At 67.4% G+C, this 16,246-nt stretch carries 9 protein-coding genes; 4 read left to right on the top strand and 5 right to left on the bottom strand.

Going from position 1 to position 16,246, the window contains the following annotated elements:
* Positions 1 to 194: 194 nt before the first annotated feature.
* Genes CLM74_RS17695 through CLM74_RS17705 form a run of 3 tightly spaced genes read right to left on the bottom strand, consistent with a single transcriptional unit; the run spans position 195 to position 2,835 of the window.
* Positions 195 to 1,526: an O-antigen ligase gene (locus CLM74_RS17695; RefSeq protein WP_105164617.1), complete on the bottom strand. Its 1,332-nt coding sequence runs from the start codon at positions 1,524 to 1,526 to the stop codon at positions 195 to 197.
* Positions 1,507 to 2,622, bottom strand: a complete 1,116-nt coding sequence (locus CLM74_RS17700; RefSeq protein ID WP_105164618.1) for a glycosyltransferase — start codon at positions 2,620 to 2,622, stop codon at positions 1,507 to 1,509. Before CLM74_RS17700 ends, CLM74_RS17695 begins: the two co-directional genes overlap by 20 nt.
* Before the next feature lie 15 nt (positions 2,623 to 2,637).
* A complete protein-coding gene (locus CLM74_RS17705; protein ID WP_025874129.1) occupies positions 2,638 to 2,835 on the bottom strand; it encodes a zinc-finger domain-containing protein in 198 nt (65 codons plus the stop codon).
* Between the two features lie 436 nt (positions 2,836 to 3,271).
* On the opposite strand from CLM74_RS17705, the gene CLM74_RS17710 reads away from it, so the two are divergent.
* A complete protein-coding gene (locus CLM74_RS17710) occupies positions 3,272 to 6,616 on the top strand; it encodes a GH92 family glycosyl hydrolase (RefSeq protein WP_105164619.1) in 3,345 nt (1,114 codons plus the stop codon).
* On the top strand, positions 6,613 to 7,368 hold the full coding sequence (locus CLM74_RS17715) for a basic secretory protein-like protein (protein ID WP_105164620.1): 756 nt from the start codon (positions 6,613 to 6,615) through the stop codon (positions 7,366 to 7,368). Before CLM74_RS17710 ends, CLM74_RS17715 begins: the two co-directional genes overlap by 4 nt.
* Positions 7,369 to 7,968: 600 nt before the next feature.
* Here CLM74_RS17715 and CLM74_RS17725 read toward each other — a convergent pair.
* Together CLM74_RS17725 and CLM74_RS17730 are read right to left on the bottom strand one after the other, a co-directional pair.
* Positions 7,969 to 10,260, bottom strand: coding sequence for an NADP-dependent malic enzyme (locus tag CLM74_RS17725; RefSeq protein WP_025874126.1), 2,292 nt, complete (start codon positions 10,258 to 10,260; stop codon positions 7,969 to 7,971).
* A 229-nt stretch (positions 10,261 to 10,489) separates the two neighbouring features.
* Positions 10,490 to 11,845, bottom strand: coding sequence for a dicarboxylate/amino acid:cation symporter (locus CLM74_RS17730; RefSeq protein WP_105164622.1), 1,356 nt, complete (start codon positions 11,843 to 11,845; stop codon positions 10,490 to 10,492).
* 331 nt (positions 11,846 to 12,176) lie between these two features.
* Here CLM74_RS17730 and CLM74_RS17735 point away from each other — a divergent pair, with 331 nt between their 5' ends.
* Positions 12,177 to 13,346, top strand: coding sequence for a porin (locus CLM74_RS17735; RefSeq protein ID WP_025874124.1), 1,170 nt, complete (start codon positions 12,177 to 12,179; stop codon positions 13,344 to 13,346).
* Between the two features lie 68 nt (positions 13,347 to 13,414).
* Positions 13,415 to 16,066 (top strand): PAS-domain containing protein, encoded by a 2,652-nt coding sequence (locus CLM74_RS17740; RefSeq protein ID WP_105164623.1) that lies wholly within the window; start codon positions 13,415 to 13,417, stop codon positions 16,064 to 16,066.
* Positions 16,067 to 16,246 lie beyond the last annotated feature (180 nt).

Genomic DNA, 16,246 nt, shown 5'->3' on the forward strand with positions numbered 1-16,246 from the left:
GCCCCGTCCCGCACACGCAAGTAGATCCACGCCATGCGTGGATACGACCAGCCACCCCGCACAATCCAGTAGATCCACGCCATGCGTGGATAGGCCCCGTACCGCACACGCAAGTAGATCCACGCTGTGCGTGGACGGGACGTTCCCCAACCCCGCACGATTCAGTAGATCCACGCCATGCGTGGATGCGGAGATTACCCGGCGCCCGGCTGATCGTCCGGTTCGCGCGCCAGCAACGTGCCGACGAACAGCGCGGCGAGCAGGACGGTCAAGCCGCCCCAGAACGCGGAATAGAACGCCAGGTGCGTATTGAGCGGGAACACGGTGACCGCCAGTGCCAGCATTGCCGGGCGTGCACGTTCGCGCGCCGGGGCCGGGGCGAAACGCCATGCCCGCCATGCCTGTGCCACCGCCGCCAGCCACAGCAGCAGCCCCAGCACACCTGTCTCGGCCAGGATCTCCAGCACGATCTGATGGGCGTGCAGCGCGGGCATGGTGCCCCACACCGCCGGTCCTTCATGCGCAACGCAGTGGGGATAGGCATCGCGGAAGCCACGTGCACCGACACCATTGATCGGGTGTGCTTCGATCATGCAGGCCGCCGCACTCCAGATGCGGGTACGACCGGACAGTGCCTGCTCGACCCCATCCTCGCCACCGTCCCAGGCCATTGCCGTGCGCGCCACACGCTCACGCAGCTGCGGCACGCTGGCGGCCAGTACGCTCGCCGAGAGAATACCCACCAGCGCGAGCAGGCCCAGCCGCTTCCATCCCAGTTGGCGCACGCCGCTGTAGGCGACCACCAGGCCGAAGGTGATCCATGAGGCACGCGAGCCGGCCAGCAGCAGCACCACGCCCACTGCAGCAGCGGCCAACAGCCAGCCCGCATTGCCGAAACGGCGCGCCACCGGCAACAACAGGAACGGCGAAAGACTGGCCAGCACCTGGCCGAATTTCAGGTTGCACGGCCCAAGCGCGCCGCTGAGACGGTCGGCCAGCGCGGCTTCTTCAGCCGGGCACAATGCGTGGCCGCTGATGGCCAGCTTGATCTGCTGCAGCGACCAGAACCAGGGGCTGGTGCCTGCCAGTGCCTGCACCAGCGCATCGAGCGTCCACAGGCCGGTGATCACCGCCAACCCACCCAGGGTCAGGCGCCGCCGCTGCGGGGTGGCCACGGCGATCGCCACCAGCCACATGAAAGGCAGATAGCGCAGCCCGGCCGCAGCCTTGGTCCACGACGCCGACGGGTCCACGGCATCGAAGGCCGAGAACGCCTGCGGCAACCAGTAGCCGAGGAAAAGAATCGATGTCAGCGCCCACGCTGCCGGGCTCAGCAGATGAGGGCGATGCTGCACCCTGCGGATGACCATGCGTGCGGCGGCGTACAACGCCCCCAGGCCCAGCACTGTTTCGGCGATACCCGGCAGCGGCCACAACGCGACGTAGGCCAGCACCCACCAGGGTGCCCAGCGGCCGGCGCGCTCATCGCGCAGGGGCGGCGTGGCGTCAGCCAGCGAGGTCGGCATAAAGACGGAGGGTATCGCGCTGCATGGCCTGCAGGGTAAACGGGATACGGCCCGGCAGCGACGGCGGCTGTGCCAACAGGGCCAGCGCACGTTCACCCAGCAGCTGCGCATTGCCCAGCGGCACGGCGCCACTGGGCTGCAGCTGCTGCAGCAGTTCGCCGACCCCACCATGGTTCCAACCCAGCACCGGGCGGCCGACCGACAACGCTTCGACCACGGTGCGACCAAAGGCTTCCGGTTTGTCCGACAGTTGCAGCACCAGATCGCTGGCGGCGTACGCCTGGGCGATGCGCGCAGTCGGCGTGCTGATGTGCACCGCCCCGGTCACGCCCAGTGCGGCCGCCTGCCTGCGCAGCTCTGCCACATAGGTTTCCCGGCCAGGCTCGTCGGTGCCCAGCATCCACAACTGTGCCGGCACGCCTGCTGCACGGACATCGGCAAGCAGCTGCAACGCGTGGGCGTGGCCTTTCAGGCGGGTGCCGCGACCGGGCAGCAGCAACAGCGGTCCGTCGACCTGGGCCAGCCACGGGTAGTCGGTCGCCAGCGCCAGCCGGGGACGCCGATCAGCGCGTGCCACGCGCGGGAACTGGCTGACATCCACCCCGCGCGGGATAACCTGCAGCCTGTCGTGCGGCACCGTCGGGTAATGCGTGTGTACGTAGTCGCGCACGCTGTTGGACACACAGATCACGCGTTCGCCGCTGGTCATCACCGCGCTGTAGCGGCTGGGCGAATTCAGCCCATGCACGGTAGTCACCCAATGCGGGCGTTGCGCCGGCTGCATCGCACGGATCGCGTACAGCCCCAGCCACGCCGGCAGGCGCGAACGGGCGTGGACGATGTCGGCGCCCACTTCGGTGAACAGGCGACGCAGGGTAGGCAGATGGCGCAGCGTCAGCAGCGACTTGCGGCCGATATCCAGGGTCAGGTGCTCGGCACCGCTGTCGAGCAGCGGCTGCACCAGGCGACCACCAGCGGACACCACCAGCGCGCGATGGCCGGCAGCGACCAGGGCCGCGGCGATTTCAAGGGTCGAGCGCTCGACACCGCCGGAGTGCAGCGCCGGCAGCAACTGCACCACGGTCAATCGGCGCATCGAGGGGGCAGCCGTTTAGTCGGCCAGCACGAACACGGCGCCGCAGTAAGCACACTGCGCTTGCCCGTTGGGTTCGTCTTCGATCGGCAGGTACACCCGCGGATGCGAGTTCCACAGCGCCATTTCCGGGGTCGGGCAGCTCAGCGGCAGATCGCTGCGGTGCACGGTGTAGCGCTTTTCGGCGTTGGCGGGCGCGGTGGCGGTATGGCTCATGGCGGATGTCGATGAACGGATTGCGAGGCCTGCGATTCTAGCATCTGGGCCCGGTAAACACCGTGCGCTGCGTGGCCGCTGCGCGCGGCGGCCCGCTTGCAGCCTTCGCCGGTGCAGCCACGTGCGACCGCCCTGCCCTCCCGCGCCGCCGTCGCCCCGCCCCCATCGGCGGGAAATCCCAGGCAGGCCAGTCAGTTCCGCGCGGAATCGGTCGTCGTTCGAATTTCCCGCATTTGGATCGAACTAAATGGCACTTGTCAGGGCGCTGCCGGCTGTTGCAGCATCGGCAGCGATCCATTCCTGACCCGATCGCATGGCCCGCCCCCCACCGGACCTGCATCGCCTCCCGACTGCCCTGCGGCGGACGGGGCGATGCTGTCCGTGGTGTTCGCCGATGCGGGTTCTGCCTGCCGCCTGCCCTACCGGGAGACCCTGCATGACCCTGTCCGATCCGCGCCGCGCCCTGCTTCCGCTCGCCCTGGCCCTGGCCTGTGCGACCACTGCGACGCCGGTGCTGGCGCAAGGGCTGCAGACCTCCTTCGAGCCGGGCGAACCGGCACCGGCCAGGTCCGATGGCACCTTGTCCGTCGACGTCGGCAGCGGCCCCGGCGCGCCGTACGCGGCCAAGCGAAACGTCGGGTACAGCGGCCTGCATGCGTTGCACTACAGCACCAGTGGCGGCCAGGCACGCCGCGAACTGTTCAAGACCGATCTGCCCATCGACACCGACACCACGCTGTCCTGGCTGGTATTGCCGGAGATCGTCGGCAAGGACACCGTGGCCTCCACCTATGTCTCGCTGGACCTGCTGCTGGACGATGGCAGCCGCGTCTCCGCCAGCGGCGCGCGCGACCAGCACGGCGTAGCGCTGGGCGCACGGGCGCAGGGCGATTCGAAGACGTTGTACCCGCAGCAGTGGGCGCGCAAGGCGGTCAGGCTGGGCGACATGCCGGCGCTGAAGGGCCGCCGCGTGCTGGCCATCGAGCTCGAGGTGGCCAGCGCCAATGGCGCGCCTGTGTCGGGCTGGATCGACGACGTGCGCCTGGACGTGCAGCCACGGCAGGCGCCGCAGCGGGTCTCCGACTGGGTACTGACCACGCGCGGAACCCAGGCCAACGGCACCTTCTCGCGCGGCAACAACTTCCCGGCCACTGCGGTACCGCACGGTTTCAACTTCTGGACGCCGGTGACCGATGCCGGCGCACTGAACTGGCTGTACCGCTGGAACGAGCAGAACGATGCGAAGAACCGGCCGCAGCTGCAGGCGTTGGCGCTGAGCCACCAGCCCAGCCCGTGGATGGGCGACCGCCAGACCTTCCAGGTGATGCCCTCCGCCACGCGCGGTGTGCCCGAAGCGGACCGCAGCAAGCGGGCGTTGTCCTTCGACCGCACGCAGGAAAACGCGCGCCCGTATCGCTACGACGTGCGCTTCGACAACGGCATCGCCGCGTCCATCGCCCCCACCGACCATGCCGCGCTGTTCCGCTTCGAGTTCCCCGAAGGCGGCGACGCCAACCTGCTGTTCGACAACGTCGATGCCCGCGGCGGACTCACCCTCGATGCCGCCACGCAGACGTTGACCGGCTACACCGATACCCGCAGCGGCCTGTCCAACGGCGCCACCCGCATGTACGTGGTGGCCAGCTTCGACAGGCCGTGGCGCAGCAGCGGCCAGATCGGCACCGGCCGCCCGACCGGCTACATCAAGTTCGACCCAGGCAGCGAGCGCCGGGTGACGATGCGCATCGCCACCTCGTTGATCTCGGTCGAGCAGGCGCGGCACAACCTGGCACTGGAACTGGCCGCCGCCGATACGCTGGAAAGCGTGGCCGGACGCGCACAGGATGCGTGGGATGCGCGCCTGGCCCGTTTCGACATCGGCAATGCCGGTGACGACCAGAAGACCACGCTGTACTCCAGCCTGTACCGGCTGTACCTGTACCCCAATTCCGGCCACGAGAATGTGGGCACCGCCGCCGCGCCCGAGTGGCGCTATGCCAGCCAGGCCAGCGCCGCCGATGACAACACCGACGGCAGCGCGACGCGCAGCTTCGCACCGGTGCGCGACGGCAAGGTCTTCGTCAACAACGGCTTCTGGGACACGTTCCGCACCACCTGGCCGGCGTATGCGCTGTTCACCCCGGATGATGCCGGGCAGCTGGTACAGGGTTTCATCGAGCAGTACCGCGCCGGTGGCTGGGTCGCGCGCTGGTCCTCGCCGGGCTACGCGGACCTGATGGTCGGCACCAGCTCGGACGTCGCCTTCGCCGATGCGTGGCTGAAGGGCATCGGTGGCTTCGATCCGGAAGAGGCCTACGCCGCAGCGCTGAAGAACGCCACCGTGGTGCCACCGGACCGCCACGTCGGCCGCAAGGGCATGGATCGTTCGACGTTCCGCGGCTATGCCAGCGCCGACGTGCATGAAGGCATGTCGTGGACGATGGAAGGTGCACTCAATGATTTCGGCATCGCCAACATGGCCGATGCCCTGGCCAAGCGCGCGACGACACCGTCCGCACGCGAACGCTACGCCACCGAGGCCGACTACTTCCGTCACCGCGCCGGCAGCTACGCGACGTTGTTCGATCCGGCCGCCGGCTTCTTCCAGGGCCGCAGGCCCGATGGCAGCTGGCGCCTGCAGGCCAAGGACTACGACCCGCGCGTGTGGGGCCACGACTACACCGAATCCAATGGCTGGACGTTCGCCTTCACCGCCGCGCACGATGGCGAAGGCCTCGCCGCGCTGTACGGTGGCCGCGACAAGCTGGCCGCCAAGCTCGATACCTTCTTCGCCACCCCGGAAACCGCCGACGCCGCATTCGCCGGCTCCTACGGCGGCACCATCCATGAGATGACCGAAGCGCGCGACGTGCGCATGGGCATGTACGCGCACAGCAACCAGCCGGCACACCACATCCCTTGGATGTACCTGTATGCCGGGCAGCCGTGGAAGACCCAGCAGCATGTGCGCGAGATCCTGTCGCGGCTGTATGTCGGCAGCGAGATCGGCCAGGGCTATCCGGGCGACGAGGACAACGGCGAGACCTCGGCGTGGTACGTGCTGGCCTCGCTGGGCCTGTATCCGCTGCGCATGGGTGCGCCGGAGTACGTGATTGGTTCGCCGGCGTTCCAGCATGCGCGCGTCGAGCTGCAGGGCGGCGCGGTGTTGACCGTCAATGCACCGCAGAATTCGCCGGAGAACGTGTACGTGCAGTCGCTGAAGATCAACGGCAAGCCGTGGAGCAAAACCTGGGTGCCGCACGAAGTGATCGCCAAGGGTGCAACCCTGGACTTCGTGATGGGCCCGCAGCCGTCACGCTGGGGCAGCGGCGTGGATGATGTACCGCGCTCGCTGACCGCCCGTGGCCAGCGCCCGCAGTTGCTGCACGATCTGCTCGGCAACGGCGCGCAGGCGGCACTGGCTGATGGCCGCGCCCTGCCCGCGCTGATCGACGACGATGCCAACACGGCCGTGCCGCTGGGCGGCGGCGTGACCATCGCACTGAGCCACGTGGGCGATGGCGTACCGACGATGTACACGCTGACCAGCGGTGACGGCACGATCCGTGGCGGTGAGTGGACGCTGGAAGCGCGTGCCGGCAACGGGCGCTGGGTAACGCTTGACCAGCGACGCGGCGAAGATTTCACCTCGGCGCGGCAGACCCGCCCGTTCCGTATCGCCTCGCCCTCACGCTACGCCGAGTACCGTCTGCGCCTGGCTGCGCCGGGGCGCCTGCAGCTGGCCGAGATCGAACTGTTGGCGCCCTCCCCCCTACAATGACGTCCATGCGCCTACGTTTGCTCCCCCTCGCTCTTGCCGCCCTTGTATTTCCCAGCCTCAGCCACGCACAACCGCAGACCCAGGCCTTCGATGGCCAGGTCAGCCGTGACGGGGTGACTCTGTACTACCAGGATGCCACCGGCGCGCTGGCCGCGCCGGTGCGCAAGCGCATCATCGATACGTTCTACTTTGCTTACCTGCGCGAGCGTGCGGACTTCCGCCCGGCCGCGCCGAACGAAGTGCGCATCGTGATCGATCCGGCGTACAACGGCGTCGCCTTCGTCGGCGACAAGGACAAGGCCAGCACCATCACCATCAATCCGGGCTGGCTGGTCCAGCACCCGGATGACATCGATCTGGTCACCCACGAAGCGATGCACATCGTGCAGGGCTACCCCAGCTATGGCGACAAGCGCGTGCCGGGCTGGCTGGTGGAGGGCATTGCCGACTACGCCCGCGATCGCTACGGCATGAACAACGCCGCTGCCGGCTGGGCGTTGCCGGACAAGCTGAGCCAGGGCCAGACGGTGGAAAGCGGCTACCGGGTGACCGGTGCCTTCCTGAAGTGGGCCGAAGCGGCGCACCCGGGACTGGTGCTGGCACTGGACAAGGATCTGCGCGACGGGCGCTATGCACCGGCGCTGTGGCAGAAGCACACCGGCAAGACCCTGCCGGCGCTGTGGGCGGAGTATGCCAAGCCGCGCTCACCGACCCCTGCGCCGCCGCCCGCGCGACGCGCGAAGCGGCGGTAAGCTCGATGTTGCCGGGGCGATGCCCCGGCCTTCAACGCGACTGCACGAAACCGGCGTACAGCGCGAACAGCTGCTGGAAATACCGCTTGCTCACTCGACTGCGCATGACACTGCTCCGCCCATGGAAAGTTGGTCGGGCCCAGGGTGGGAAGGCCGGTCCGGTCCCTTCCCACGGCCAGGCCGCGTGGGCGTATTGGGCCGCAGCGAGGTTGCAGGGCGATTCCCGGGCGGCTGCAGTTCTCCGGTAGCGCCGGGCCATGCCCGGCGGAATACGGGAAACACCGCGCGGCGCGGTTGCCGGCCAGCGGCCGGCACTACCGTTTCCGCGTTGCTTCTCCGGTAGCGCCGGGCCGTGCCCGGCGAAATACAAGAAGCACCGCGCGGCGCGCTCGCCGGCCAGCGGCCGGCACTGCCGTTTCCGCGCTGCTTCTCCGGTAGCGCCGGGCCATGCCCGGCGGAACATGCCCGGCGGAATACAAGAAGCACCGCGCGGCGCGCTCGCCGGGCATGGCCCGGCGCTACCCGATCCGGTTTCCGCGTTGCGGAAACAGAAACGCGCCCCGTGGGGCGCGTTTCTGCAGATCGCAGCGGAACGAAGGCTTATGCCTTCTTTTCCGCTTCGATCTGCTTGCGGATCTGCGCATCAACCGCGGCGATCGCGGTCATGTTCAGGATCCGGCGCGAGGTCGCGCTGGTGGTCAGGATGTGCACCGGCTTGTTGACGCCCATCAGGATCGGACCGATCGCCACGCCATCGGTGAACACGCGCACCAGGTTGTAGGCGATGTTGGCCGCTTCCAGGTTCGGCAGCACGAACAGGTTGGCACGGCCCTGCAGGGTCGAGCCCGGCAGCAGCTTCTGGCGCAGGGCTTCATCCCATGCGGTGTCGCCCTGCATTTCGCCGTCCACGTTCAGACGCGGGTTGCGCTTGAGCAGCAGCTCGCGCACCTGGCGCATCTTCAGCGCATCCTTCGAATCGTGGCTGCCGAAGTTGGAGTGCGACAGCAGTGCCACCTTCGGTTCGACGCCGAACAACTTCATGCGGTACGCGGCCTGCAGGGTCGCTTCGCACAGCTGCTCTGCGGTTGGGTCTTCCTGCACGTGGGTATCGACGAAGAAGAACACGCCCTGCTGGTTGATCACGCCGGTCATCGCCGAGGTCGAGGTGACCTTCGATTCCAGCGGCAGCACGCTGCGCACGTAGCCCAGCTTCTTGTGGAAGCGGCCGACGATGCCGGTCAGCATCGCATCGGCTTCGCCACGGGCCACCATCACTGCAGCGATCAGAGTCGGGCGCGAACGCATCAGGTTCTTGGCAGCGGCCACGGTGACGCCACGACGGCCGGTCAGGCCGTGGTAGTACTGCCAGTATTCGTTGAAACGCGGGTCGTCATTGATGTTGGTGACTTCAATGTTCTCGCCGATCTTCAGGCGCAGGCCGAGGCGCTCGATGCGCGATTCGATCACTTCCGGGCGACCGATCAGGATCGGATGTGCCAGGCCGTCGTCGACCACGTTCTGCACCGCCTGCAGCACCACTTCTTCTTCGCCTTCGGCATACACCACGCGCTGCTTGTCGCTGCGCGCGCGATCGTAGACCGGCTTCATCATCAGGCTGGTGCGGTAGACGAACTGCGACAGCTTCTGCCGGTAGGCTTCCATGTCGGCGATCGGACGGGCGGCCACGCCCGAATCCATCGCGGCCTGGGCCACGGCGGCCGACAGCTCCACCAGCAGGCGACGGTCGAACGGACGCGGGATCAGGTATTCGCGGCCGAAGCTGGGGGTCTCACCGCCATAGGCAGAGCCCATGTCGGTGGCGGCGCGGCGGGCCAGCGCGGCGATCGCGCGCACGCAGGCGATCTTCATTTCCTCATTGATCGCGGTCGCACCGACGTCCAGCGCACCGCGGAACAGGTACGGGAAGCACAGCACGTTGTTGACCTGGTTCGGGTAGTCCGAACGGCCGGTACCGATGATCGCGTCCGGACGCGCGGCGCGCACCAGTTCCGGCATGATTTCCGGGGTCGGGTTGGCCAGGGCGAAGATCACCGGGTCCGGCGCCATCGTCTTGACCATCTCGGCGGTCAGGATGCCCGGCGCCGACAGGCCCAGGAAGATGTCCGCGCCATCGACGATCTCGGCCAGGGTGCGCTTGTCGGTGTCGCGCGCATAGCGCAGCTTTTCCGGGTCCAGGTCGGTACGGCCGGTGTGGATCACGCCTTCGCGGTCGAAGGCCAGGATGTTCTCCGGCTTCAGGCCCAGCTGCACCAGCATGTTCACGCAGGAAATGCCGGCCGCGCCCATGCCCGTGGTCGCCAGCTTCACTTCTTCGATCTTCTTGCCGGTGATCGCCATGGCGTTCAGCACCGCAGCACCGACGATGATCGCCGTGCCGTGCTGGTCGTCATGGAACACCGGGATCTTCATGCGCTCGCGCAGCTTGCGCTCGACGATGAAGCACTCCGGTGCCTTGATGTCTTCCAGGTTGATGCCGCCGAAGGTCGGCTCCAGCGAGGCGATGATGTCGACCAGCTTGTCCGGGTCGTTCTCGTCCACTTCGATGTCGAACACATCGATGCCGGCGAACTTCTGGAACAGCACGCCCTTGCCTTCCATCACCGGCTTGCCGGCCAGCGCGCCGATGTTGCCCAGGCCCAGCACCGCGGTGCCGTTGGAGATCACCGCCACCAGGTTGCCGCGGGCGGTCAGCTCGCTGGCCTGCTGCGGATCGGCCTTGATCGCTTCACAGGCGTACGCCACGCCCGGCGAATACGCCAGCGACAGGTCGCGCTGGGTCAGCATGGGCTTGGTAGCGGAAACCTTGATCTTGCCGGGCGGAGACATCCGGTGGTAATCGAGGGCGGCCTGTTTGAAATCTTCGTTGGACATCGATGTGGGTTACATGAATGGGCAGAAGGGACAGGGGATCATACCCCCGTTGGAGCGGTCGGACCTGTCGCTATGCTGTCGCAGTGATGCTGCGACCGCACAATTCCATGGCGTATGCGACGTTACCAGAGCACAGCTTCGGCGCTGGCGATGACAGCCGTGGGACGCCTTGAAACGCTGCGGGGCCGTGCCACTGTCGTGACCGGCCCCGCAGTACCACACACCCGGATCAGCCCTTGGCGGGCAGCGCCTCGGTCATCGCCAGCGGCACGGCATCGACCGGCGGCGGCAGTTCGCTTTCGCGACCATCCAGCGCCAGCTTCAGGCGGTCGCGGTCCAGCGCACCTTCCCAGCGCGAGACCACCACCGTGGCCACCGCGTTGCCGATGAAGTTGGTCAGCGAGCGGCACTCGCTCATGAACCGGTCCACGCCCAGGATCAGCGCCATGCCGGCCACCGGCACTTCCGGCACCACCGCCAGGGTGGCGGCCAGGGTGATGAAGCCGGCACCGGTGACGCCGGCAGCGCCCTTGGAGCTGAGCATCGCCACCAGCAGCAGCGCGATCTGGTGGCCCAGGGTCAGCTCGGTGTTGGTGGCCTGGGCGATGAACAGCGCGGCCAGGGTCATGTAGATGTTGGTGCCGTCCAGGTTGAACGAGTAACCGGTGGGGACCACCAGGCCGACCACCGACTTGCTGCAGCCGGCACGTTCCATCTTCTCCATCAGCGACGGCAGCGCCGACTCCGACGACGAGGTGCCCAGTACCAGCAGCAGCTCGGCCTTCAGGTAACGGGCCAGCTTGAACACCGAGAAGCCACACAGGCGGCAGACCACGCCCAGGATCACCGCAACGAACAGGAACGCGGTGAGGTAGAACGAGCCGACCAGCCAGGCCAGGTTGACCAGCGAGCCGACGCCGTACTTGCCGATGGTGAAGGCGATGGCACCGAAGGCACCGATCGGCGCAGCCTTCATCAGGATGTGCACCAGCTTGAACACCGGCGCGACCAGCGCTTCCAGGAAGTTCTGGATCGGCTTGCCCTTCTCGTCCACCGAGGCCAGCGCGATGCCGAACAGCACCGCCACGAACAGCACCTGCAGGATGTTGCCGTCAACGAAGGCGCTGATCAGCGTCTTCGGGATGATGTCCATCAGGAAGCCGACCAGGGTCAGGTCGTGCGACTTCTCGACATAGCTGTGCACCGCGGTCTGGTCCAGCTCGGCCGGGTTGATGTTCATGCCGGCGCCGGGCTGCACCACGTGCGCCACGATCATGCCGACGATCAGCGCCAGCGTGGAGAAGAACAGGAAATACGCCATCGCCTTGGCGAACACCCGGCCCACCGTGCGCAGGTGGGTCATGCCGGCGATGCCGGTGACGATGGTCAGGAAGATCACCGGGGCGATGATCATCTTCACCAGGTTGATGAAGGCATCGCCGAGCGGCTTCATCTTCTCGCCGATCAGCGGCTCGTAGTGGCCGAGGACAGCACCCAGGACGATCGCCACGATCACCTGGAAATACAGTTGGCGGTAGAGCGGCAACGGCTTGCTGGGCACCGGCGCAGCGGTCGGGATGTGCATGGCGGACTCCGGAAGGGGCGTTTTCAGGCACGTACGGCCCCGGAAATGCACGGGAACCGTTACCGTGGAAACTGACCGCACGCCCCGTGACTGCAGGCGCAGGGGTGCGACCAATGGACGCCTTTGTACGCGCCGGGCACGCCAGCGCAGATAACCTATTGGTACTAGCCCCCCGGTTCAGGTGGCTGCGCTGCCTACACTGGCGCCGCACCCCTGATCGCGGGGACGCCGGTGGCCCGACCTGAACGGCCGGGCGCGTCATTGCGAAAGTTCCGGCCATCGCGGCCGTTGTTGTCCTGTCCACACGCAATCCGAGAGAGCCGCACCACCCATGCGCCCGATTCCCACCTTGCTGGCCCTTTCCCTGGCCGCCCTCCCCGCCTTCGCATCCGCTGCGGATTTCGACAACTGGCCGACCAAGTACGCCTTCGGCGACGGCACCGAGCTGGCCGCTACCGCCAACATCGCCTACGACTACAACGACTTCTCGTCCGCCAGCGGCATCGAGGATGACGATGCGGTGCGTCGCAAGGAGTTCGGCGCGACCCTGAAAAAGAAGGGTGTGTACGACGCGATGGTCTACTACGACTTCCAGGCCGATACCTGGCTGGACGTGTTCGTGCGCTTGGAGAGCAAGGCGTTCTTCGGCCGCGATGTCGGCCGCTTCCGCTTCGGCTACATGAAGACCCCGGTCGGCCTGGATGCCAACACCTCCTCGCGCGCCGGCAGCTTCCTGGAAACCGCGCTGCCCGTGCAGGCGTTCTACGCAGGCCGCCGCACCGGCGTGGAATGGGTGCTGGAACGTCCGCAGTACCTGCTGCAGGCCGGCGCCTATGGCGGCAAGGACCTGCAGGGCGACAACCCCGGCACCACCCAGGCGGTGCGTGCGGTGTGGACGCCGGTGAAGGCACCGGGCGATGTGATCCACCTCGGCCTGGCCTATTCGCAGGAAAATCCGCGCGGTTACCACGATGGCCGCGACGTGCACCACGAAGCCAGCGCGCGCCTGCGGGCCCGTCCGGAAGCCGGCCTGACCGACATCCGCCTGGTCGATTCGGGGGCGCTGGTCACCGCCGACCAGATCCGCCGCACCGGCCTGGAAGGCATCTGGATCCGCGGTCCGTTCTCGCTGCAGGCCGAAGCGCTGCAGGCCACCGTCACCCGCAATGATGGCAAGCCCGACTACACCGGCCACGGCCAGTACGCGATGGCCAGCTGGGTGCTGACCGGCGAATCGCGCCCGTACAACGCCGGCGCCGTTGCCAACATCAAGCCGGCGCATGACTACGGTGCGGTGGAACTGGTGGCCCGCTACAGCCGCCTGGACCTGGACGACGGCAGCATCCTTGGTGGCCGCCAGCACGACCTGACCCTGGGCGCGAACTGGTACCTGACCAGCCACTTCAAGTTCCAGGCCAACTACGTGAAGGTCGACGCCAGCCGTCGCGGTGTGCGCAGCACCCCGGAGATCTTCGAACTTCGCGCGCAGATGCACTTCTGATCCCTTCCACGCGTCAGATCCCGGCGGGCGTGCATGCCACGCCCGCCGGCCCTGCGTAGACTGCCGCCATGTACTGGCTCAGCCGACACCGCCTGCAGTTGCTGACCGTTCTGGTGATGGTGGCCGGCACCGTGCTGTGCGCGGCCGCCGCAGGCCACTATGCCTGGCGTCGCGCACTGGGCACCGAAAGCGCGCAGGTGCAGCGCCAGCTGCAGCTGTATGGCCAAGGCCTGCAACAGCGCATCGACCGGTTCGGCACCCTGCCGCAGGTGATGGCGCTGGACCCGGACCTGCTGCATGCACTGCAGGTGCCGCCTTCCCCCGCCGAGCGGCAGCGCCTGAACCTCAAACTGCAGCGCGCCAACCAGGTTACCCGAACCTCGACACTGACCCTGGTCGGCCGCGATGGCGTGGCCGTGGCCGCCAGCAACTGGGACCAGCCGACCAGCAACGTCGGCGAGGATTACAGCTACCGCCCCTACTACCAGCAGGCGCTGGCCCATGGCCGTGGTCGCTTCTACGGCATCGGCATGACCACCGGCGTGCCCGGCTATTTCATGTCCGAGGCCATCCTCGATGCCGACAGCCAGCGCATCGGCGTGATCGTGATCAAGATCGAGCTGTCGGCACTGGAACAGGAATGGTTGAACAGCCCGGACGTGGTGCTGACCAGCGACAACCACGACGTGGTGTTCCTGGCCAACCGCGATGCCTGGCGCTACCGCCTGCTGCGTCCGCTCGGCACGGAGGAACGCCGCGAGATGCGCGCGGCGCGGCAGTACGCCGACCGCTCGCTGCAGCCGCTGCGCGTGCGCACCGAGGACGTGCTGGCCGATGGCGGCCGCATGGTGCGCCTGCTCGACCCGGCGCTGCCGCAGGCGATGCTGTGGCAGACCCTGGCGCTGCCCGACGAAGACTGGAGCCTGCACCTGCTGCACGACGCCAGCGCGGCCACCAGCGCCGGCCGCGGCGCGGCAGTGGCCGGCGCCGCCGCTTGGCTGGCGCTGGGTTTCCTGGTGCTGTTCGTGCAGCAACGGCGTCGCCTGTCCAAGCACCGCCAGCGCAGCCGGCGTGAGCTGGAAACCCTGCTCAAGCAGCATGCACAGGAACTGCGGACCGCCCAGGACGGCCTGCTGGAAGCCGCGACCGATGCCGACGTTGGCTTGAGCCGCAGCCTCGAACATCTGCCGCAGGGCGTGGTGGTGATCGACAAGGAACAGCGTCTGGTCGCGTGGAATTCGCGCTATCTGGAATTGTTCCGCTTCCCGGCGGGGCTGGTGCGGGTGGGCCGCCCGATCGAGGAACTGTTCCGCTTCAACGCACGTCGCGGCCTGTTGGGGCCCGGCCCGATCGACGAGGCCATCGAACGCCGCCTGACCCACCTGCGCAGTGGCCGGCCGCACATGCGCGAGAGCGAGAAGGACGACGGCACGGTGCTGGAGATCCGCGGCAACCCGCTGCCCGACGGTGGCTTCGTCACCAGCTATGCCGACATCACCAGCTACAAGAACGCCGCGCGCGAATTGCGTTCGCTGGCCGATGCGCTGGAACACCGCGTGGCCGAACGCACCCAGGATCTGGACGAAGCCCGCCGCGAAGCCGAGCAGGCCAACCGTTACAAGACCCGCTTCGTCGCCTCGGCCGTGCACGACCTGCTGCAGCCGCTGAACGCCGCGCGCATGTTCGTGTCGGTGCTGCGCGGCAAGCTCACCGACCCCGAACAGCAACAGACCAGCGACCATATCGACGCCGCACTGGCCGCGCAGGACGCGATCCTCAACAGCCTGCTGGATATTTCACGGCTGGAGTCGGGGTCGTTGCAGGTACGGGTGCGCGCATTCGCGCTGTCTCCCTTGCTGGAAACCCTGGCGCGCGAGTTCGGCATCGCCGCACAGAGCCGCGGCCTGCAACTGGACTGGGTGGACACCCGTGCGGTGATCGTCAGCGACGAAGCACTGCTGCGGCGCATCCTGCAGAACTTCCTGTCCAATGCGCTGCGCTATACGCCACGTGGCCGCGTACTGATCGGCTGCCGGCGTGCAGGCGACCAGCTGCGCATCGAGGTGCATGACCAGGGACCAGGTATTCCGGAAAGCCTGCAGGGCGAGATCTTCGAAGAATTCCGTCGCCTCAACGACGGCGTGGAGCAGGAACGGGGCGCCGGCCTGGGCCTGGCCATCGTCGAGCGTATCGGCCGACTGCTCGGACACCGCATCAGCCTGCGTTCCACGCTGGGCAAGGGCAGCGTATTCACCGTGAGCGTGGCACTCGGGCGCGCCGACGAGGTAATTGCACCGCCGGCGGCGCCGGTCATCGCGACCGAGCCGTCCGATGACAGCCCGCTGCGGCAATGTCGGGTCTGGAGCATCGATGATGACCCGCATGTCTGTGCGGCGACCCGTGCCCTGCTGGAACGCTGGGGCTGCCATGTGGAACTTGCCGATGGCCCCCAGGGGGCACTGGAAATCGCCAGTGCGCTGAACGTGCCGCAGCTGTTGCTGCTGGACGTACGCATGGGGCAATGGCACGGACCGGACCTGTATGAAGCGCTGTGCACGCTGTGGAAGGCGCGGCCACCGGTGATCCTGGTGACCGCTGAGCGCGATGATGCGCTGAAAGTGCATGCTGCCGAGAACGGTTGGGGCTTCCTGCTCAAGCCCGTGCGGCCGCCGGCGCTGCGGGCGTTGATGACGCAGCTGCTGTTGCGGCATCGCGGGTAAGTCAGTCGCATCTGAGCGAGGGCCACAGACTGGCGTCAGACCGATCATCTCCCACACACAGCTACGCCGAAGTATCTGAGAAGCTCGGCGAGGGATACGAGAACAGATTCATGTTCTCTACCGATCCCGAACTGAATTCGATCAGCGGGAACTGATCAGGAAAGCGGAACAGCATCCACA

Source organism: Stenotrophomonas sp. MYb57 (assembly GCF_002966815.1).
GTDB classification, from domain to species: domain Bacteria; phylum Pseudomonadota; class Gammaproteobacteria; order Xanthomonadales; family Xanthomonadaceae; genus Stenotrophomonas; species Stenotrophomonas indicatrix.